14 protein-coding genes are annotated in these 19,595 nt (G+C 70.7%); 8 read left to right on the top strand and 6 right to left on the bottom strand.

Going from position 1 to position 19,595, the window contains the following annotated elements:
• Nucleotides 1–64 precede the first annotated feature (64 nt).
• On the bottom strand, nt 65–1,195 hold the full coding sequence (locus tag JW592_RS15365; RefSeq protein ID WP_209265622.1) for an adenosine deaminase: 1,131 nt from the start codon (nt 1,193–1,195) through the stop codon (nt 65–67).
• A gap of 86 nt (nt 1,196–1,281) precedes the next feature.
• Here JW592_RS15365 and JW592_RS15360 point away from each other — a divergent pair, with 86 nt between their 5' ends.
• Nucleotides 1,282–2,157 (top strand): prolyl oligopeptidase family serine peptidase, encoded by an 876-nt coding sequence (locus JW592_RS15360; RefSeq protein ID WP_209265621.1) that lies wholly within the window; start codon nt 1,282–1,284, stop codon nt 2,155–2,157.
• Nucleotides 2,158–2,340: 183 nt separating this feature from the next.
• Here JW592_RS15360 and JW592_RS15355 read toward each other — a convergent pair whose 3' ends face one another.
• Nucleotides 2,341–3,252 (bottom strand): class I SAM-dependent methyltransferase, encoded by a 912-nt coding sequence (locus tag JW592_RS15355; protein WP_209265620.1) that lies wholly within the window; start codon nt 3,250–3,252, stop codon nt 2,341–2,343.
• The gene (locus tag JW592_RS15350) at nt 3,249–4,274 is read right to left on the bottom strand and encodes a LysR family transcriptional regulator (protein WP_372446510.1); all 1,026 of its coding nucleotides are present in this window, start codon (nt 4,272–4,274) and stop codon (nt 3,249–3,251) included. The genes JW592_RS15355 and JW592_RS15350 overlap by 4 nt, the downstream gene beginning before the upstream one ends.
• A gap of 103 nt (nt 4,275–4,377) precedes the next feature.
• Between JW592_RS15350 and JW592_RS15345 the strand changes: the two genes are divergently transcribed.
• The 6 genes from JW592_RS15345 (at nt 4,378) to JW592_RS15320 (ending at nt 15,779) form a co-directional block, all read left to right on the top strand.
• Nucleotides 4,378–5,676 (top strand): MFS transporter, encoded by a 1,299-nt coding sequence (locus tag JW592_RS15345; protein ID WP_209265619.1) that lies wholly within the window; start codon nt 4,378–4,380, stop codon nt 5,674–5,676.
• A gap of 87 nt (nt 5,677–5,763) precedes the next feature.
• The gene (locus JW592_RS15340) at nt 5,764–10,074 is read left to right on the top strand and encodes a non-ribosomal peptide synthetase (RefSeq protein WP_209265618.1); all 4,311 of its coding nucleotides are present in this window, start codon (nt 5,764–5,766) and stop codon (nt 10,072–10,074) included.
• A gap of 123 nt (nt 10,075–10,197) precedes the next feature.
• Nucleotides 10,198–10,536, top strand: a complete 339-nt coding sequence (locus JW592_RS15335) for an SseB family protein (RefSeq protein WP_209265617.1) — start codon at nt 10,198–10,200, stop codon at nt 10,534–10,536.
• 2 nt (nt 10,537–10,538) lie between these two features.
• The gene (locus tag JW592_RS15330; protein WP_209265616.1) at nt 10,539–11,072 is read left to right on the top strand and encodes a hypothetical protein; all 534 of its coding nucleotides are present in this window, start codon (nt 10,539–10,541) and stop codon (nt 11,070–11,072) included.
• The gene (locus JW592_RS15325) at nt 11,069–15,424 is read left to right on the top strand and encodes a DUF6531 domain-containing protein (protein ID WP_209265615.1); all 4,356 of its coding nucleotides are present in this window, start codon (nt 11,069–11,071) and stop codon (nt 15,422–15,424) included. The genes JW592_RS15330 and JW592_RS15325 overlap by 4 nt, the downstream gene beginning before the upstream one ends.
• A gap of 73 nt (nt 15,425–15,497) precedes the next feature.
• On the top strand, nt 15,498–15,779 hold the full coding sequence (locus tag JW592_RS15320; RefSeq protein WP_209265614.1) for a hypothetical protein: 282 nt from the start codon (nt 15,498–15,500) through the stop codon (nt 15,777–15,779).
• 81 nt (nt 15,780–15,860) lie between these two features.
• Here the strand turns inward: JW592_RS15320 and JW592_RS15315 are convergent, their stop codons facing one another.
• The gene (locus JW592_RS15315; protein ID WP_209265613.1) at nt 15,861–17,009 is read right to left on the bottom strand and encodes a helix-turn-helix transcriptional regulator; all 1,149 of its coding nucleotides are present in this window, start codon (nt 17,007–17,009) and stop codon (nt 15,861–15,863) included.
• 547 nt (nt 17,010–17,556) lie between these two features.
• Between JW592_RS15315 and JW592_RS15310 the strand changes: the two genes are divergently transcribed.
• Nucleotides 17,557–17,844, top strand: coding sequence for a hypothetical protein (locus JW592_RS15310; protein WP_209265612.1), 288 nt, complete (start codon nt 17,557–17,559; stop codon nt 17,842–17,844).
• Nucleotides 17,845–17,875: 31 nt separating this feature from the next.
• Here JW592_RS15310 and JW592_RS15305 read toward each other — a convergent pair whose 3' ends face one another.
• Nucleotides 17,876–19,150 carry a thymidine phosphorylase gene (locus JW592_RS15305; RefSeq protein WP_209265611.1) on the bottom strand — a complete coding sequence of 425 codons (1,275 nt, stop codon included), beginning with the start codon at nt 19,148–19,150 and terminating at the stop codon, nt 17,876–17,878.
• Between the two features lie 61 nt (nt 19,151–19,211).
• Nucleotides 19,212–19,556 carry a cytidine deaminase gene (locus JW592_RS15300; RefSeq protein WP_209265660.1) on the bottom strand — a complete coding sequence of 115 codons (345 nt, stop codon included), beginning with the start codon at nt 19,554–19,556 and terminating at the stop codon, nt 19,212–19,214.
• Between the last annotated feature and the right edge of the window lie 39 nt (nt 19,557–19,595).

The raw sequence follows: 19,595 nt of genomic DNA, 5'->3' as shown, positions 1-19,595 counted from the left end.
CCGAGTGAGTTCAGCCGCCCCGCGCGCGAGGCGCGACGACGGCTGAACCCCTGGTCACCCGGGGTCAGTGAGGGTTTTCCTGGAAAAGCCATTCGGATTTGAGCGCGGCGTACCCGGGCTTGACCACGTCATTGATCATGGCGAGACGTTCATCGAAAGGAATGAACGCGGACTTCATCGCATTGACCGTGAACCACTGCATGTCGTCCAGCGTGTAGCCGAATGTGTGCACGAGCTGCTCGAATTCGTTGCTCATGCTCGTGCCGCTCATCAGCCGGTTGTCCGTGTTCACCGTCGTACGGAAGTGCAGCCTGCGCAGCAGCCCGATGGGGTGCTCGGCGTAGGACGGCGCGGCGCCGGTCTGCAGGTTGGAGGTGGGGCACAGCTCCAGCGGGATGCGCTTGTCCCGCACGTAGGAGGCCAGCCGGCCCAGCTTGACGGTGCCGTCCTCGGCGACCTGGATGTCGTCGATGATGCGCACCCCGTGCCCGAGCCGGTCGGCGCCGCACCACTGCAGGGCCTGCCAGATGGACGGGAGACCGAACGCCTCGCCCGCGTGGATGGTGAAGTGGTTGTTCTCGCGCTTGAGGTACTCGAAGGCGTCCAGGTGGCGGGTGGGCGGGTGGCCCGCCTCGGCCCCGGCGATGTCGAAGCCGACGACGCCCAGATCGCGGTAGCGGTTGGCCAGTTCGGCGATCTCCAGGGCGCGGGCGGCGTGCCGCATGGCGGTCAGCAGCGCGCCGACCCGGATGCGGTTGCCGCCGGCGCGGGCGCGGCGCTCGCCCTCGCGGAAGCCCTCGTCGACGGCTTCGACAACCTGTTCGAGGGTCAGCCCGCCGAGCAGGTGCTGCTCGGGCGCGTAGCGGATCTCGGCGTAGACCACGCCGTCGGCTGCCAGGTCCTCGGCGCACTCGGCGGCCACCCTGAAGAGCGCGTCGCGCGTCTGCAGCACGCCGACCGTGTGCGTGAACGTCTCCAGATAGCGCTCCAGCGAGCCGGAGTCGGCGGACTCGCGGAACCAGACCTCCAACCGCTCCGCGTCGGTCTCCGGCAGCGCGTCGTAGCCGGTCTCGCGGGCCAGCTCGACGATGGTCGCGGGGCGCAGCCCGCCGTCGAGGTGATCGTGGAGCAGAACCTTGGGTGCGCGGCGGATCTGCTCCCGGGTGGGGACGGTGTTCGGGGAATCGCTTGCCATCACGGCACTGTAGCGCCTACGCGCGTAGAACGCATGTGCTTTGCGAACCGCCTTACGAACGCGTGAGGGCGTGCCATTGTTGCGCCATGGCTCAGCGAGCGTTGCCCGAGAGGGAGACACGACTGGGACGGCCCCGGGGGGCCGTGGGAAGGGCCCCGCACGCGGTCGTCCTCGTACTGCCGGGCGGTGGGCGGACGGGCGGAACGCGCCGGGGCGCCGCGCTGGCCGCCACGGTCTCCGCGGTACCACTGGCCCGTCGGCTGGCGCGCACCACCTCGGACGACGACCCCGTGATCACGCACATCGTGCACTACCGCCACGGCGGCAGGGGTGCGGACCCGAGCGTGGGCGCGGGCGTGGGCGCCTCCGCCTCCGGTGCGGCCTCCGGTGCCGGTCACGGTCACGGTGACGGCGTGAGCCGGGTGGCGGCCGCGTGCGCGGCCGACGCTGAGAGCGCCGTCGCGGAAGTGGTGCGTCGGTACGGGGATGTGCCCGTCTGCCTGGTCGGCACCGACATCGGTGCCCTGGCGGCGCTGCGCACGGCCGGCCACGAGGCGGTGGCCTCGGTGGCGGCCCTGGGACCCCTGCTGTGCGAGCCCGCGGACGGGGCCGGAGCGGCGCCCGTGGACGGCGGGGACGAGGAGCCCGTGCAGCAGTTGCGGGGCCGCCATGTGCTGATCGTGCACGGGACGAACGACACCCGGTGTCACCCCGAGCTCTCCTTCCGCCTCGCCGAGCGCGCGAAGAAGGTCAACGCGCAGGTGTGCCGTTTCGAGGTGCACACCGACGGGCACGGGCTGCGCGGCTACGCCGCCGAAGTCGCAGCCCTCACCCAGGACTTCGTCCTGGGCACCCTCTGCGGCGGCGATCTGTGCCGCCCGCTGACCGACGCGCTGGCCGCTCCGCCGCCGCTGGGGCTGCGGATGCCGCTGGCCAGTGGTTTCGGCAAGAACCTGCGGTAGGCGCGTCATGGCGCGACACAGCGCGCCACGGGATGCTTCGGCTCGCCTCCCCCTCCCGGTGCACTGGTGAGGGGGTGCCTCCTCCGCCGTCCGCAGGCCGCCCGTGCGTGGTGGCTGTGGGGGCACCTCCCGGACGGAGTCTGGGGGAGCAGTTCCCCGCGCCCGTGAGAGGGCGACCGAGCCCTACGTGCGGGCCGCCGTGTGGACCGTCGTCGCCGTCAGGAAGAAGACGTCAGGGCGGCGCAGGATGCCGTCCGGGGACGCGTCGTCCAACAGGGTGTCGAGGGTCGCGAGATCCTCTGCCGAGAGGCTGTCGGCAAGGCTCTCACGGAAGCGGGCGACGCGGTCGCGCAGATGGGTGCGGGCGACGGGGTCCAGTGGTGCGGACAGGTCGGTCAGGAACGTACGGCTGCCGGTGGGTGCGAGCCCCGCAGCGACGAGCAGCGCGGGCCAGTCCTCGACGGTGCGGGTGTGACCGGGCAGCTGGGCGCGCATCTCGCTGAACCAGTCCTCCTCGGCCGCGTCCAGCCGCGCCTGCAGTCCGGGGCGGCCGATGCCGATGTCGCGGGGCAGGAAGCGGGTGGGCAGACCCCGTTCACGCACCGCCAGCACGCCGCCAGGACGCAGCGCCGAGGCGAAGCTCTCCAGGGCTGCGCGCTGGTCACCGAGGTGGTGGACGACGTTACTGGTCCAGATGAGGTCGGCGGTGCCCAGGCCGGGCAGGTCGGTGGGGAGTTCGCCCTCCCGGAGGGTGATACGGGAGGCGAGTCCCTCGCGTTCGGCGCGGGCACGGGCGCGCTCCAGCAGCCCGGGGGTGCTGTCGACGGCGACCGTCTCGGCACCGGGGAAGGCGTGGGCCAGCGCGGTGGTGGTGACGCCGGGGCCGCTGCCCAGGTCCAGGACCCGGGTGACGTCCCGGTGGCCGAGCAGATCGCGCAGCCAGCCGGCCGCCTCCTCGATGAACCCCGCCTTCAGCTCGGCCTCGCGTTCGAGGTGGGTGCCGAGTGCTTCCCAGTCGGGTTCGGTGGCGGAACCGGACCCGTGGGAGTGGGAGTGCGCGTGGGGGTGGGGGTGGGGGTGCTCGTGCGGGGTCACGGTGCCTCCTGGGGGCGTGGACCGGCGGGGTGGTCAGGTGAGGTATCGGGGCCGGAGGCCGACTGGGTGCGCAGGAGCTGGCCCCTGCGGCTGAGCAGGAACTTCTTGAAGGCGGCGACCGGTGGGGTGTCGGGACGCCCGGCCGACCAGGCGAGCCCGATCTCGCGGACCGCGCGCGGCGCGGTGACGGTCAGCTCGCGCACCCCGGGTCGGGGGAAGACGGGCGGCGGCAGCAGGGCGACGCCGAGCCCGGCGGCGACCAGGCCACGGATGGTCTCGGCCTCCTCGCCCTCGAAGGCGATCCGGGGCGTGAACCCGGCCTCGGCGCACAGGGTGTCGAGGATGCGCCGCATACCGTAGCCGGGTTCCAGGGTCACGAAGGACTCCTCGGCCGCCTCGGCCAGCCGGACCCGCTTACGGGCCGCCAGCCGGTGGTCGTCCGGTACGACCAGCCGCAGCCGCTGTTCGTCCAGGCGCCGGGCGACCAGGTCGGGCGCCTCGGGGATGGGCGAGGTGAGGCACAGGTCCAGCTCGCCGGCGCGGAGTCGCTCGAGCATGGCGTCACCGTAGTTCTGCACCAGCGCGAAACGGACCCGCGGGTGGTCGGCCCGGAAGGCGCGCAGCAGTTCGGGGACCGTCTCCCAGCCGAGGGTGTGCAGAAAGCCGAAGGCGACCTTGCCTGTGGCGGGGTCGGCGTCGGACCGTACGGCCTCGGCACCCTGTTCGAGGGCGGTCAGCGCGCGTTCGGCCGAGGCGAGGAAGGTCCGTCCCGCGGGGGTGAGGGAGAGCGTACGGCCGTGCCGGGCGAACAGGGCGACGCCCAGGTCCTCCTCCAGCCGGGCGAGGGCGCGGCTGAGCGAGGACTGCGGGATGCCCAGTTCGCCGGCGGCGCGGGTGACGTGCTCGTGGCGGGCCACGGCGGCGAACTGCGCCAGACGTGGGGCGAGGGAGAAGGCGGGGAGCGCCGCGGTGCCTGGTGGCGGTGTGACGGAGATGTCTTTCTTGTTGCGTGACGGTGACACTGGGCTCCCACGGAAGGCGGCTAGCTGCTGTGATGCATCAGGGGATCGATTGTCGCACTTTCATGCATTGGACGGATGAAACGCCTGCTCGTACGTTCGAGGCATGCCCGCTGTTGATACCGGGGCGTCCACCGAGCAGGTGGACGCCTCAGCTGTCGCCCCCGCCGTATCCAAGACCTCCGACGCCGTATCCGCGACCTCCGACGCGACGAAGCTGAGCCCGGGTGACCCCGGGCACGGGCGGATGCGCCTGGCGCTGTTCGCCGCCGGTCTGTCCACGTTCGCACTGCTCTACTCCACCCAGGCACTCCTCCCCGAGATCTCCCGCGCCCTGCACGCGGCGCCCGCGCAGGCGAGCTGGACGGTCTCCGGCGCGACCATCGGACTGGCCGTCGCCGTACTGCCGCTGGCCGCGCTCTCCGAACGCTTCGGACGGCGCCGGATGCTGACCGTCTCCATGGCGGTCGCGGTCGCCCTCGCCCTCGTCATCCCGTTCGCGCCCAGCCTGCCGGTGCTGATCGCGCTCCGGACGCTGCAGGGCGCCGCGGTCGCCGGGGTACCCGCCTCGGCGATGGCGTTCCTCTCCGACGAGGTAAGGGCCAGGCACCTGGTGGGCGCCGTCGGGCTGTTCGTCGCGGGCAACAGCGTCGGCGGCATGAGCGGGCGCATCCTCACCGGCTGGGTCACCGAGGCGTGGGGCTGGCGTGCCGGACTGGGCGCGGTCGCCGTCACCTCGCTGCTGTGCGCGGTCGCCTTCCGGATTCTCGTACCGCCGGCCCGGCACTTCACCCCCGCGCCCCTGCATCCGCGCCGGGTCGCCGCGACCGTACGCGCGCACCTGGGCAACCCGCTGCTGATGCGGCTGTACGCGATCGGGCTGCTGTTCATGACGGTGTTCGGCGCCGTCTACACCGTCATCGGCTACCGGCTGGTGGCCGAGCCGTTCGGACTCTCCCAGGGCCTGGTGGGCTCCATCTTCGTCATCTACCTGGTGGGGACGGCCGCCTCGGCGACGGCGGGCCGGCTCAACGCGCGGCTCGGCCGGCGCGGCACGCTGTACCTGGGCATCGGCACCGCCTCGGCCGGCCTGCTGATCAGCCTCGCGGACAGCATCGTGGCCGTCGTCGCGGGTCTCGTCCTGATCACCGCCGGGTTCTTCGCGGGGCACGCGGTCGCCTCCGGCTCGGTGAGCCACACCGCCACCCACGGGGCGGCGCAAGCCTCGGCCCTGTACCAGATGAGCTACTACATCGGCAGCTCGCTGGGCGGGGCGCTCGGCGCCGTGGCGTTCGCGGCCGGCGGCTGGGCCGCAACCGTGGCGCTGGCGCTGGGCGCCATGGTGCTCGCTGCCGGGATCACCCTGTACGCAACCCGGCGCGCGGCGGTTCTGGCACGCGCCTGAGCTGGGGTCCCCACCGGGAAGGTGCCCTCTCGCCTGCCCCTCTCGTTGTGCTCCCAGACGTGAGGCTGCGATCGGGAGTTGGTACGGATGGCCAGGTTCGACATCGGTGAGGGTCTGCCGTTGACGGCGGCGCAGTCGGGGATGTGGTTCACGCAGCAGCTCGCTCCGGACAGCCCCTGCCTGCGGCCCGCCGAAGTGATCGAGATCCACGGCGCCGTCGAGGTGGAGCTGCTGGAGCGGGCCCTGCGCCAGGCCGTCATCGAGACGGAGGCGCTCCGCGTGCGGTTCGTGCCCACCGGCCCGAACGGCGAGGACGGCGTACGGCAGATCATCGACCCCTGCGCCGACTGGCGGTTCCCGCGGGTCGACCTGCGGGGCGAGGCCGATCCCGATGCGGCGGCGCTGGCCTGGATGTGGGAGGACCTGCGCACCCCGATGGACATGTACCGGGCCGGGCTCTTCTCGTTCGCCGTGCTGCGTGTCACCGACGAGCGCTTCCTCTTCTACATGTGCAGCCACCACATCCTCATGGACGGCTACGCCACCAGCCTGTTCGTGCCGCGGGTCGCGGAGATCTACAGCGCGTTGGAGGGCGGCGAGGCGGTGCCGCCCTCGCGGCTGGGTCCGCTGCGGCAGGCGCTGGAGGACGAAGCCGCCTACGCGCACTCCGAACGCGAGGAGCGCGACCGCGCCTACTGGGCCGAGGAACTGGCCAGGTGCGCCGTCTCCGCGCCCGCCACCGCGGCCCGGCTGCCCAAGCCGGCGCCGTCCTTCGTACGCGAGACCGGCCACCTGGACGCGGAGACCGCCGACGCGCTGCGGGCGCTGGCCCGCACAGCCCGTACGGGCCTGGCGACGGCGGCCATGGCCGCGCTGGCGCTGTATGTGCACCGGCTGTCCGACGACGAGCGGGACGACGCCGTCGTGGATGTGACCGTCGCTGCGCGCGGCCCGGCGACCCGCGACGTACCGTGCATGGTCGCCAACGTGCTTCCGCTGCGCGTCCCGCAGCCGTCGTCCGGGACGGTGGGGGATCTGCTGCGCAAGACCGCGACGCAGGCCAAGGCCCTGCTGCGGCACCAGCGATACTCGTACGTCAACCTGGTGCGCGGCCCGCACGCGCGGCGCCCGGCCGCCGGGCGGATGGAGGACTGGGGCCTCAATGTGATGCTCCACGATCCGCAGATCAGCTTCGGCCGCCACCCGGCCACCCTGCACAACCTGTCCAACGGCCCGGTCACCGGTATGGCCGTCAACGTCTACGACCGCCCCTGCGACGGCTCCCTGCGCATCGACTTCCAGGCCGACCCTGACATCTACCCGGCCGAGACGATCGCCGCGCACCAGCGCCGCTTCCTCCACCTGCTGCGCACCCTCACCGCCGCCACGGAGACGACAGCGCTGGAGGACGTGGAGCTGGTGACGGCGGCGGAGCGGGAGCGCGTACTGGCCTGGGGGCGCGGGCCCGAGCGCGCGCTGCCCCACCTGCCGTTGCACGCCGCCTTCGAGGAGCGGGTACGCGAGGAGCCCCGCGCGACCGCGCTGGTGTGCGGGTCCGGCGCCGACGCGGTCAGCCTCACGCGCGGCGAGGTCAACGCGCGGGCCAACCGGCTCGCGCACCTGCTGCTGGCGCGGGGCGCGGGCCCCGGCACCACCGTCGCACTCGCGCTGCCGCGCTCGGCCGACTACGCCGTCGCGCTGCTCGCCGTCCTCAAGACGGGCTCCGCCTGTCTGACACTCGACGCCGACCACCCGGTCGAACGCACCCGGCAGATGCTCGCCGACGCCGCACCGGTGTGCGTGCTGGCCGCCCGGCGCGGAGGCGCCGCACCGGTCTCCACGCCCACGGCCCGAGGCGGCGAACCGGTCTGCGTCGCCGTCCCGTCCGGCGGGGCACCCGTGCTGGTCGTCGACGCGGCGGCGACCGAAGCCGAGTTGGCGCGCCGACCCGCAACCGACCCCGGCGACGGCGACCGGCCACGCGCCCTGCGGCCGCACGACGTGGCCTACCTCGCCTTCACCTCCGGCACCACCGGGCGGCCCAAAGGCGTGGAGGTCGAGCACCGGCAGCTCGCCAACCTGTACCACGACCACCGCACCGCACTGCTGTCCCCCGCGGCCGCCGAGGTCACCGGGACGACCGGACGCCGGCTGCGAGCCGCGCAGACCGCCTCGTTCTGCTTCGACGCCTCCTGGGAGGCGTGGCTGTGCCTGGCCGCCGGGCACGAACTGCACCTCATCGAGGACGAGGTGCGCCACGATCCGGCGGCCCTGACCGCCCGCGTCGAGGAGCAGCGCATCGACCTGCTCGCCCTCACCCCCACCCATGTGCGGGCCCTGCTCGCCGCCGGCCTCTTCGGCCCCGGCCGAAGCCACCGCCCCGGCACCCTGCTGATCGGCGGAGAGGCCCTCGATCCCGCCCTGTGGCAGCGGCTGCGTGCCCTGCCCGGCGTCGCCGCGTACAACTGCTACGGCCCCGCCGAGTGCGCGGTGGACGCCGTGTGGTGCCGCCTGGACGCCGAGGGGCCCGACCCGGTCATCGGCCGCCCCGGCCACAACCTGCGCGCCTACGTACTCGACCGGCACGGCCGCCTGGTGCCCCCGGGTGTGCCCGGCGAACTCCACCTGGGCGGGGCCCAGGTGGCCCGCGGCTATCTGGGTGCTCCCGAGCTGACGGCGGAGAAGTTCGTCCGGGACCCGTTCGCCGACGACGGCAACGCGCCTGGCCGGAACGGGCGCATGTACCGCACCGGGGACCGGGTGCGGTGGACGCGGGACGGTGTGCTGGAGTATCTCGGCCGCACCGACACCCAGCTGAAGGTGCACGGCGTACGCATCGAACCGCAGGAGGTCGAGACCGTACTGGCTCGGCACCCGCACGTGGCGCAGGTCGCCGTCGCGGCACAGCGGGCCGGGGACGATCCGTCCGGCGGTCCGGTCCATCTGGCGGCACACGTGGTGCCGGCGCAGCGGACGGCGGACACGGGGCGGACAGCCGACGCAGGGCGGACAGCCGACGCAGGGCGGACAGCCGACGCAGGGCGGACAGCCGACGCAGGGCGGACAGCCGACGCAGGGCGGACAGCCGACGCGGGGCGGCGCGCGCCCGAAGCTGGTCGGCGGGCGCCCGAGCCCGGTCGGCGCGCGCCCGGGGAGAACCGCCACTCCGCACCCCAGGAGGGCAGCCCCTCCCCCACTCCCCCGCCGGAGCCGGCCGAGCTGGACCCCGCCGAGCTGCGCTCGTGGGCCGCCTCCCGGCTGCCCTCCGCGATGGTGCCCGCCGCCTTCTACACCCACGAGACGCTGCCCATGACACCGCAGGGCAAGCTGGACCGTGCGGCGCTGTCGGCCGCCGCGCTGCCCGCCCAGGCCACCCGCGCGTCCAGGAACGCGCAGCCGCGTACGGCAGCCACCGGCCCGGAGCGGACCCTGTGCGCGCTGTTCGCCGAGGTCCTGGAAGTACCCGAAGTGGGCCTCGACGACGACTTCTTCGCACTGGGCGGCCACTCGCTGTCCGCCACCCGGCTGCTGGCCCGCGTCCACGCCGAGCTCGGCACGGAGCTCTCACTCGGCGCGCTCTACCAGGCGCCCACCGTGGCGCAGCTGGCCAAGTTGCTGGACGTGGCCGCCGAACCCGGCCCGCCGGCCGAGCACGCGTACGACATGCTGCTGCCGCTGCGTACGGCCGGCGAGGCGGCGCCCCTGTTCTGCGTCCACCCAGCAGGCGGCCTCGGCTGGTGCTACGCCACCCTCCCGCCGCATCTGCCGCCGTCCGTCCCCGTCTACGCCCTCCAGGCGCAGGGCCTGCGCCCGACGGACGAGCCCGTCGGCACCTTTCCCGAGCTGATCGCCCAGTACGCGGCACGCATCCGCTCCGTACAGCCGCACGGCCCCTACCGGCTGCTGGGCTGGTCGTTGGGCGGCGCACTGGCACACGCCGTGGCCGCTCGCCTGCAGGAGGAGGGCGAGAACGTCGACACCCTGGCGCTGCTGGACTCGGCACCCCTCGACCGGACACCGCCCCTCGACCTTGACGCCGACCCGGCCGTCGTCCACCGCCTGGTCACCGAGGCCGTAGGTCACGACCTGGCCGACGACGCCCAACTGAGCGCCGTCACCCGCATGCTGGGCCACTACGCGGCCCTGCGCCCCACCTACACCCCGGCCGTCTACCGGGGCGACGCGCACTACTTCAGCGCCACCGAGGCCGCGCCGGAGGACCCCCCGGCCCGCGAAGCCCGCGCCCTCGAAGCCCGCACCCCCGAAGCCTGGCGCCCCTACCTCACCGGCACCCTCACCCTCCACCACCTCCCTTGCACCCACTCCGCCATGGGCCGCCCGGATGTGATGGCCGAGGTGGGCCGCCTACTGAGTCCGTCGCTGACCAACCCGGAGTAGCCCGGAGCAACTGCGACGGCTCAGGAGCCGGACCGGGAAACCGCGCCGACGGCGCCAGGACGGGTGTGCGACCATACCTGTTGGTGTCCGTCCGGTGACGGTGCGAACAGGGGGGAGCAAGCGGTGTCGCTGCGTGACCTGGTGCGCCAAGAGAGCGTCGCTGGGATGTCTCCGGAACAGCGCCTCGCACAACTGCGTTCCCTGCGGCTCTACTTCCAGCGGCCCGAACAGCCGGGCTTCTTCGTCTCTCAGACCGTGGAGGGCCCGGTCGTACCGGTCTTCACCTCCTGGGAGCGGCTCGCCCTCTTCGCAGGCGCGTGCGAGTGGGCATCCACCACGGCTGAGGACCTGGTGGAGCTGCTGCCGGAAGGAGTGCGGGCGCTTGTCGACCCGTTGGGGCCGCGTCCATTTCTGCTGGACACCGAAGCGATGGAGGAGACGGCCGAACTCCGGGGGGAGTAGGGGTGGCGGGAGACGGCAAGGCCGGTGAGGGCGGGGGCGGCCCGAAGCCGGGCGACGGGTACGCGATTGAGATCGCCTCGGTCCGCAAGGTCATGAATCCGCTGGAGGAGTCCGTGATCGCGGCCCACAGGATCAAGAACGACTGGAAGTCGATGGCCGCAGACATCCACTACGCGGCGACCATCGATATCGAGAAGCCCGCCAAGGACGTGCTCTCCGAGTGGGGCTTCGGCATGGGCCGCCTCGCCGAGCACACGGAAGAAATCCTCAGGACGCTGCAACGGGTCATCTCCGCCTACATCATGGCCGACCTGCTGCGGGTGAAGGACTTCTCACCGACGGAGGACAACATGGCCAAACTCCCGGTCGGCGACCACGGCCTGGAGACCTGGAAGCAGGGGGACCGGGGGAAATTCGACCCGGCGCCGAAGAGCCTCCAGGAACAGTGGGAGGACGACGCCGAGCGCAAGGACGGCCCCAGCCGCCGGGTCGAAGGCGGACAGGGCTGGGTCGGCGACGGTGGTGAACTCCGGTGAGCTCGAAGGACGCGACCGAGGGCGGGGCGCCGGGCAGCACCACAGAACGCATACCACCGCACGCCGAACCCGGCGAAGTCATCCCCGGCGACCCCGGAAAGATCGATGACCTCGTCGTCAAACTCCGCGCCTATGCGGGAGCGTTCAAGGAGGGGGACGGCAAGCTGGACGTCCTCACCCGGATGGCGTGGACCGGTGCCGCCTCCCGTGGCTTCAACGACGCCATCGAGGTACTGCCGAAGGAACTCAAAGCAGCTCACAAGTACTTCACCTCGGCCGCCGGCGCCCTGGACGCCTACGCCGACAAGCTGCGCTCCGTGCACAAGCGGGTCAAGCCGATCATCGCGGACGCGGACGCTGCCCGGGCAGCCTCCAAGAAATACGTCGAGCAGTCCCACAAGTACGACGCGGCCGTGGCCCGTGGTGACGAGGACCTGCCGGACAAGCCACCGGACGAGAATCCTGGCGTCTCCGCCCTCAGCGATTGCTATCGGCGCCTGGACATCCTGGAGAACGAGCTCCAACGCGTCGTCGACGCCTCCAAGCACAAGCTGAAGAAGGCGGCCGAGAAGGCCCCTGACTCGCCCAAAGGCGGGGCTTATGTCAAGGAGAAGCTGGGAGAGTTCTTCGGCGGTGTCGGAGACAGCCTCCACGGTCTGTACAAGCAGGGCGAATACCTGGTCGAAGACGGCTACGGCGGCGCATCCATGCAAATCGCCGGGATGGCCGACGGCGTTGCGTACGCGGCCCACAACCCCAGGGAGTTCGCCAAGGCGGTCAGCAACTGGGATGAGTGGCAGCGCCACCCGTACCGCGCGGCGGGCCAGCTCACCCCCGACCTGCTGCTCGCACTGGCCACAGGGGGAGGAAGCGCCCTGCGCAAGGGAGCCTCCGCCGCCAAGGACGCCGCCAAGCGGCTGGCGGGGCGCGAGCGGGCGCTACGGCGGGACGGCAGCGCCCGGGAGCACGCGGACGGCGACCCGGAGAAGGCCAACAAGGGAAACGGCGACAAGACGGGCCTCAACGAGCCCGTCGACGCGGCCACCGGCGAGATGTTCACCTCGGCGACGGATGTGGACTTCCCCGGCGTTCTTCCGCTGGCCCTGGAGCGGCACTACGTATCAGGCCACCCGTGCGGCGGCTGGTTCGGCCCCACCTGGGCGGGGACGCTGGACCAGCGTCTCGAACTGGACGACCAGGGCATCGTCTATGTGGCGGACGACGGAAGGGTGCTGACCTACCCGGTACCCGAGCCGGAGGTTCCCACCTCGCCCACCAGCGGTCCGCACTGGCCGCTGCGCTGGGACGGCAAGCCCGACAGCACCATGACGGTCACCCTCCCGGAGCGGAACCGCATCCTGCACTTCACTCCGCTGCCCGCCGGGGGCGGCCGGGAACTGGCCCTGTCAGCCATCACCGACCGGTCCGGCAACCGGATCACCGTCGCCTATGACGAGGAGGGGGCCCCGCGCGACGTCACCCACTCAGGCGGTTACCACGTGGCCGTGGACACCGACCCGGAGCTGCTACGCATCACCGGGCTTCGCCTACTGCACGGCAAGGACGGCGAGCGCAGCACAACACTGGCCTCCTACCTGTACGACGCTGCGGGCGATCTGGTCCAGGTCGTCAACTCCTCCGGTCTTCCCCTCCGCTACCGCTACGACGACGAGCACCGCATCACCTCGTGGGAGGACCGCAACGGCGCCACGTTCGGTTACGTCTACGACCATCGCGGGCGCGTGCTGCGTACCGTCGGTCCCAACGGCACGTTCTCCGGCCGCTTCTTCTACGACGAGGCGGTGCGCACCACCCGCTACATCGACTCCCTCGGCCACGAGTCGGTCTACGTCTACAACGAGGCGTACAAGATCGTGACGGAGACGGACAACCTCGGTCATACGACCCGCACGGAGTGGGACGAGAGCAACCGGTTCCCCGTCGCCGTCACCGACCCCCTGGGCCGCACCACCCGCTACACGTACGACGATCTGTGCAATCTCACCGGCATCGAACGTCCGGACGGCAGCACGGTCACCGCCGTACACGACGACGACTGCCTCCCGCTGGAGATCCGCGACCCCAACGGCGGCGTGTGGCGCCACACCTACGACGACCGCGGCAACCGCACCTCCACCACGGACCCCACGGGCGCGGCGACCCACTACGCCTACAACGACGCGGGCCACCTCGTAGGGATCACCGACCCGCTCGGCAACACGACGACCGTCATCCCGAACGCCGCGGGTCTCCCGGTGGCCCTCACCGACCCACTCGGCAACACCACCCATGTCCGACGCGGACCGCACGGGCGCGTCACAGCGGTGACCGATCCGCTGGGCCACACCACCCGCCACGGCTGGACCATCGAGGGCAGGCCCGCCTGGCGCGAGAACCCGGACGGCAGCCGCGAGACCTGGCAGTGGGACGGCGAGGGCAACCTGGTCAGTCACACCGACGCCGCCGGCCACACCACCACCTACACCCACACCCACTTCGACCTGCCCGTCACCCGCACCGACCCGGACGGCGCGGAGTACGCCTTCGCGTACGACACCGAGCTGCGCCTGGTCCAGGTCACCAACCCCCAGGGCAGGACGTGGGACTACGAGTACGACCCGGTGGGCCGCCTCGTCGCGGAGACCGACTTCAACGGGGCGACGCAGACGTATGAACTGGATGCGGCGGGCAACATCGTCGCGCGGACCAACGCTCTGGGCGAGCGGCTGACGTACGCGCTCGACCCGCTGGGCCGACCCGTCGAGCAGCGCGACGAGACGACGGGCGAGGTGACGACGTACGCGTACGACGCTGCGGGCGCGCTCGCCCGTACGGCGAACGCGGCGGCGGAGGTGACGCTGGAACGGGATGAACTGGGCCGCGTCCTGTCGGAGACGGTCAACGGCCGTACGGTCTCGTACGCGTACGACGCTGCGGGCCGCCACACCAGCCTAACCACCCCTTCCGGGCACACCTCCACCTGGACCTACGACGCGGCGGACCGCCCCCTCTCCCTGACGACCGACGGCGGCGCGCTGTCCTTCACGCACGACGCGGCGGGCCGCGAGACCCACCGCTGGCTCACCGAGGCGGTGACCCTCACCCAGGCATGGGACGCAGCCGACCGTCTCACTCGCCAAACGGTGGAGGAGGCCGACGGAGATCTCCTCCAGCACCGCGCGTACGCCTACCGCCCGGACGGCTACATCACCGAGATCCGCGAACTGACATCCGGCACCCGCCGCTTCGACCTCGACAAGGCGGGCCGCGTCACCGGCGTCCAGGCGCACGGTTGGACGGAGAAGTACGCCTACGACGCGGCAGGCAACCAGTCCCACGCGCAGGCCCCCACCCACTCGGCGGCGGGCGAACGCGTGCACGATGGCACCCTGATCCGCCGGGCGGGCCGCACCACCTATGAACACGACACCGCGGGCCGCCTGATCCGCAAGACCCGCAAGCTCCTCAACGGCCAGACCCGCACCTGGACCTACACCTGGAGTACCGAGGACCGCCTGATCTCGGCAACCAACCCGAGCGGGGAGGAGTGGCACTACGCCTACGACCCGCTGGGCCGCCGCATATCCAAGTCAGGCCCCGACGGCCGCTCCCTCGTCTTCATCTGGGACGGCACCCGGGTAACGGAACAGACGACCGACACCGGCACCACAACCACCTGGGACTACTCCCCAGGAACCCACCGCCCCCTGGGCCAGACCACCCGCGACCCCCTACTACAGAACCCCGCATTCCACGCGATCGTCACGGACGTGGTGGGCACACCAACCGAGCTCCTCAGCTCTGACGGCAACCTGGCCTGGCAATCCCGCACCACCCTCTGGGGCACACCGCTCCCCAACCCACCGGGAGCAGCGAACTGCCCCCTCCGCTTCCCCGGCCAATACGCTGACCCCGAAACGGGCCTCCACTACAACTACTTCCGCTACTACGACCCGGAAACGGCCCACTATCTGACGCCGGACCCGCTGGGGCTCAGCCCAGCGCCCAATCACCAGCTATTCGTCGAAAATCCCTGTACGTCTTCTGACCCGCTGGGGCTGGCCAAGTGCCCTAAGGAAGTGAGGACAGAGTTCAGTTCCCTCCGCAAGGGTTCGACGAACCGAACCGGGCTCGTCGACACACCGGAGGAGCTCCGTAACCTGTTCGACAAGTGGACAGAGGGAGCAGAAAAGCTACCGGCACGCGGCCCCAAGGTCCCCGAAGTCTATAAACTGGAAGACGGCACAGTGATCCAATGGAGGACATCTTCCACTTCAGGCGGCGAAACTATAGACATGATCTACCCGGAAAGCAATAAACCTCGAAAGGTCCACATTGAGCCGCCGGAATAGAGAGACCCAGGTGAGAGAAAGCCTCGCAAGGTCAGCAGAGGAAATACTACGGGAAGGCGAAGACGATTGGGTGATGGTTGACTTCCTCATCGGGACAGCAGAAGATCACACAAGCGCTCATGGCGGGGACTTCCGAGAGGTTTCCCTGGCCCTCCTGAAGGAATTGCTCGATGACGGGCTCATGGAAATCGGAGAGCTGGGTGAAAGTGGATTCGAAGCATGGGAAGAGCCGATTGACCAGATCCTCGACAAGTTCAAGCGAGCTTGCGAAGCATGCAACTGGAAACCCATGGGAGGATTGTGGTGGCTGGCAAACACCACAAAAGGATCGCAGTGGCTGCGCGCCCGCACTTAACACACGAAGATCAATTCACAGACGGCGACTTCCCACCACGCGCAGTGACCTCTGCTCGATGTGTTCGCCCAGCAGCAGAAGTCAGATCTCGCATGGATCTTCCTGCATCATGGAATCGATCCGATGCAGCGCATCCCGCAGATTGCTCGGCGCGGTGCGGACGGACTTCCCCCGATTCGCAGTGCTGCTGAGCAATCCGAGCGTGCGGGCGGATGACGTCTCACCGATGCTGGGCACAATTGACTCAGCCAGGCGTTCGGCGTCCCGCCATGCGTGCTCTTCCAGGTAGCAGCCGAGAAGACGGGCGGCGGAAATGGACCTGTAGCCCACCTTTGCTCCTGCCTTCTGTTGCACGGCTTGCTGAAGGTAGGGAATCCCCCGCTTCCATTGGCCTGCCTCCTGGAAAGTGGACCCCAACTGCCCGTCGAGCTCATCCGTGGTGACCCACCATGCCCAAGGGGGGTCGTCGCGCCGCTCACCGTCTTGGAGGAGAGACCGGGCACGGTCGAAGGTCCGAACGGCTTCGCGTTCCTGCCCTGTCCCCGCCAGCCCCCTGGCCTCGCGGAGTCTGAAGATGGCTTCGACGCGGGGTGAGATCCGCCCTTGCTCGATAACAGCTCGCGCGATTGCCAGCTCTTCTCGGGGACGCCCCACCCATCCTGCCTGCATGGCCATGTTCTGCAAGATCAGAAGTTCGATCTCCCGGTCCCCGGAAAGCCTCGCCAACAACAGGGCTTCCTGGTTGAGCCTGCGGGCAGCAGCCTGCTCCTCGGCGTCGAAGAGCGCCCAGCCTGCGACTTCGGCCAACTCTGCTGCCGCTGCCTGAACGTCGTGCTCCGCCTTGTGGTCGTAGTCTCCCTCTCCCAGACGACGGTGCACCTTCTTGAAGGAACGCGCTGCCGTGTCTGCGATGGGAAGACCGTCCAATTCGTTGTCCAGTGCCACGAGGTGCTGTGACAACTCTCGGATGGCCAGGGCGAGATCTTCACCCTTGCGCCCATTGAGCGCGCACAGCTTCGGCGTATCGGGTTCCAGTAGCGCGTCGAACTCTTCGGGTGCGATTCCCAGAATCTTTGCGATTCTCGGCCGTTGGTGCGGTTGAGGGTCGACTTCGCCGCGTTCCCAGCGTTGCACCGTCGTGCGATCCACTCGCAGGGATTCAGCGAACGTCTCCTGTGTATAGCCGCATGACTTCCGGCGCTGTGTCAGACGCTGCCGCTTACCCGCCATGCCCGTACTCCTTTGGCTGCCGTCTCCCCTGGTCAGGGTACCTCGTGCAGCCAAAGTGCAGCCTGGATGCGGCAGTTCCGCCGTGGTGCTGATCCCTCTTCTCCGGTGAAGTGGCCAGCCATGGCGCCCCCGAAGGGCCACCGGCTGCGGGGGACCATGGATACCCACCTGAAAAGGGAAGGCAGAGCCATGAAGCGGACCAGGTGGCAGTCGTCGGCCGCGGGATCGGAGGCGATTCCAGTTGATGTATCCGACCACCCGCGCAGTGCGGACATCGCGCAGCTTCAGGCGGCTTACGTGATGCACCGGCAGGAATGCGGTGTCTGCACGCCCGGTACCTCGTGCGAGACAGCCCGACGGCTCGAGGAGGCACGGCGGGTGATGCCCGTATGAGCGACACGCAGTGTGCCGAGTGTGCCCAGCTGGAGCGGGAGAGGGATACGGCGAGGGGTGTGGGGGACTTCAGCCGGGTGACCGACTGCGATGTCTTGTTGAAGCGGCATCCTGAACACGGCGCACTGTCCGCCGCCGACGGAAGGGGGCAGGAATGAGCCGCCCTCTCGATTGGCAGCGTCCGAAGGGCAACGGGCCGCGCCACGCGCTGGCCGACAAGGACGACGCCGGCGCGCGGAAGCAGAGCGCGGAGCGGGCCCGACTGCTCGCCAAGATGCGGAGGAAGATCCAAGGCGCGTCCGACTGGGTGCCGGGCACGGTCGGAGACGACGTGATGACCGTGCACAAGGTGCGCGACGGCACGCCGCTCTGCGGTGCCGTCGGCGAGGTGGACGAGTGGCAGCGGCGCGTCACGTGCGCCGACTGCCTGGACGTCCAGTAGCCCCGCAGCGAGCCCGTCCGCCGTCAGCGTCCTACCCGATGCGGTCCAGGATCAGCGGTGTCGGCTTGTACGAGGGCGAGTCGGTGATGTCCCAGGCGTCCGTCAGGGCCTGCTCCGCGTAGGCGAAGGCTTCCGGGGTGTCCGTGTGCAACGTGAGGAGAGGGGCGCCCGCGGGGATGTGGTCGCCCACACGGGCGTGCAGTTCCACGCCCGCGCCGGCCTGGACGGGGTCCTCTTTGCGGGCGCGGCCCGCGCCGAGGCGCCAGGAGGCGAGGCCGACGGCGTAGGCGTCCAGGCGGGTCAGTACGCCGGAGGTCTCCGCTTTCACCACGTGGTGTTCGCGCGCCTTGGGGAGCTCGGCATCCGGGTCACCGCCCTGGGCGGTGATCATGCGGCGCCAGACGTCCATGGCGGAGCCGTCGGCCAACGCCTTCGCGGGGTCGGCGTCCGGCAGGCCCGCCGCGTCGAGCATTTCGCGGGCCAGGGCGAGGGTGAGTTCCACGACGTCGGCGGGGCCGCCGCCCGCCAGGACGTCCACCGACTCGCGGACCTCCAGGGCGTTGCCCGCCGTCAGGCCGAGAGGGGTGTTCATGTCGGTGAGGAGGGCGACCGTCTTGACGCCGTGATCGTGGCCCAGCTCGACCATGGTGGCAGCCAGTTCGCGGGCATCGTCGACGTTCTTCATGAAGGCGCCGGAGCCCGCCTTGACGTCCAGGACCAGCGCGCCCGTGCCCTCGGCGATCTTCTTGGACATGATGGACGAGGCGATCAGCGGGAGGGACTCCACGGTGCCTGTGACGTCGCGGAGCGCGTAGAGGCGCTTGTCGGCGGGGGCCAGGCCGTCGCCGGCCGCGCAGATGACGGAACCGGTCTCCCGCAGGACGTTCATCATCTCGTCGTTGGTCAGCGAGGCGCGCCAGCCGGGGATGGACTCCAGCTTGTCCAGGGTGCCGCCGGTGTGGCCGAGGCCGCGGCCGGACAGCTGGGGGACGGCGGCGCCGCAGGCGGCCACCAGGGGGGCGAGCGGCAGGGTGATCTTGTCGCCGACGCCGCCCGTGGAGTGCTTGTCGGCGGTGGGGCGCTGCAGCGCGCCGAAGTCCATCCGCTCGCCGGAGGCGATCATCGCGGCGGTCCAGCGGGAGATCTCCGTACGGCTCATGCCGTTGAGGTAGACGGCCATGGCGAGCGCCGACATCTGCTCGTCGGCGACCACTCCGCGGGTGTAGGCGTCGATGATCCAGTCGATCTGTTCGCCGGTCAGCTCGTGGCGGTCGCGCTTGGCGCGGATGACGGAGATGGCGTCCATGCCTGAGTACCTCTTTCTTTCGACCGGCCCGGAGGGTGCGGGTGCCTGTTCAGCGGGCAGGTCAGCGGGCCAGCTGCTCCGGGCCGAACGCTTCGGCCAGCAGCTCGGACAGGGGGCGTACGCCCGAGGGCGCCTCCACCAGCAGTGCGCCGCCCCCGTGTTCCCACAGCAGTTGGCGGCAGCGGCCGCAGGGGGCGACGACGGAGCCGTCGCCGCCGACGCAGGTGAAGGCGACCAGCCTGCCGCCGCCGGTGGCGAAGAGCTCGGAGACCAGGCCGCATTCGGCGCACAGGCCGACTCCGTAGGAGGCGTTCTCCACGTTGCAGCCGGTCACCGTGCGCCCGTCGTCGACCAGCGCGGCAGCGCCGACGGGGAAGCCGGAGTAGGGGGCGTACGCGCGGGACATGGCTTGCCGTGCCTGTCCGCGCAGGGTGTTCCAGTCGAT

This window comes from Streptomyces spirodelae (assembly GCF_017676385.1).
Taxonomy (GTDB): domain Bacteria; phylum Actinomycetota; class Actinomycetes; order Streptomycetales; family Streptomycetaceae; genus Streptomyces; species Streptomyces spirodelae.
Note: the sequence above shows the minus strand (reverse complement) of the source record. Positions and strands in the feature narration are given on the sequence as shown.

Excerpts from the sequence above, each read along its gene's own strand:
- JW592_RS15365 (WP_209265622.1), bottom strand. The coding sequence starts at position 1,195 with ATGGCAAGCGATTCCCCGAACACCGTCCCCACCCGGGAGCAGATCCGC.
- JW592_RS15360 (WP_209265621.1), top strand. The coding sequence starts at position 1,282 with ATGGCTCAGCGAGCGTTGCCCGAGAGGGAGACACGACTGGGACGGCCC.
- JW592_RS15345 (WP_209265619.1), top strand. The coding sequence starts at position 4,378 with ATGCCCGCTGTTGATACCGGGGCGTCCACCGAGCAGGTGGACGCCTCA.
- JW592_RS15340 (WP_209265618.1), top strand. The coding sequence starts at position 5,764 with ATGGCCAGGTTCGACATCGGTGAGGGTCTGCCGTTGACGGCGGCGCAG.
- JW592_RS15320 (WP_209265614.1), top strand. The coding sequence starts at position 15,498 with ATGGTTGACTTCCTCATCGGGACAGCAGAAGATCACACAAGCGCTCAT.
- JW592_RS15315 (WP_209265613.1), bottom strand. The coding sequence starts at position 17,009 with ATGGCGGGTAAGCGGCAGCGTCTGACACAGCGCCGGAAGTCATGCGGC.
- JW592_RS15310 (WP_209265612.1), top strand. The coding sequence starts at position 17,557 with ATGAGCCGCCCTCTCGATTGGCAGCGTCCGAAGGGCAACGGGCCGCGC.
- JW592_RS15305 (WP_209265611.1), bottom strand. The coding sequence starts at position 19,150 with ATGGACGCCATCTCCGTCATCCGCGCCAAGCGCGACCGCCACGAGCTG.
- JW592_RS15300 (WP_209265660.1), bottom strand. The coding sequence starts at position 19,556 with ATGTCCCGCGCGTACGCCCCCTACTCCGGCTTCCCCGTCGGCGCTGCC.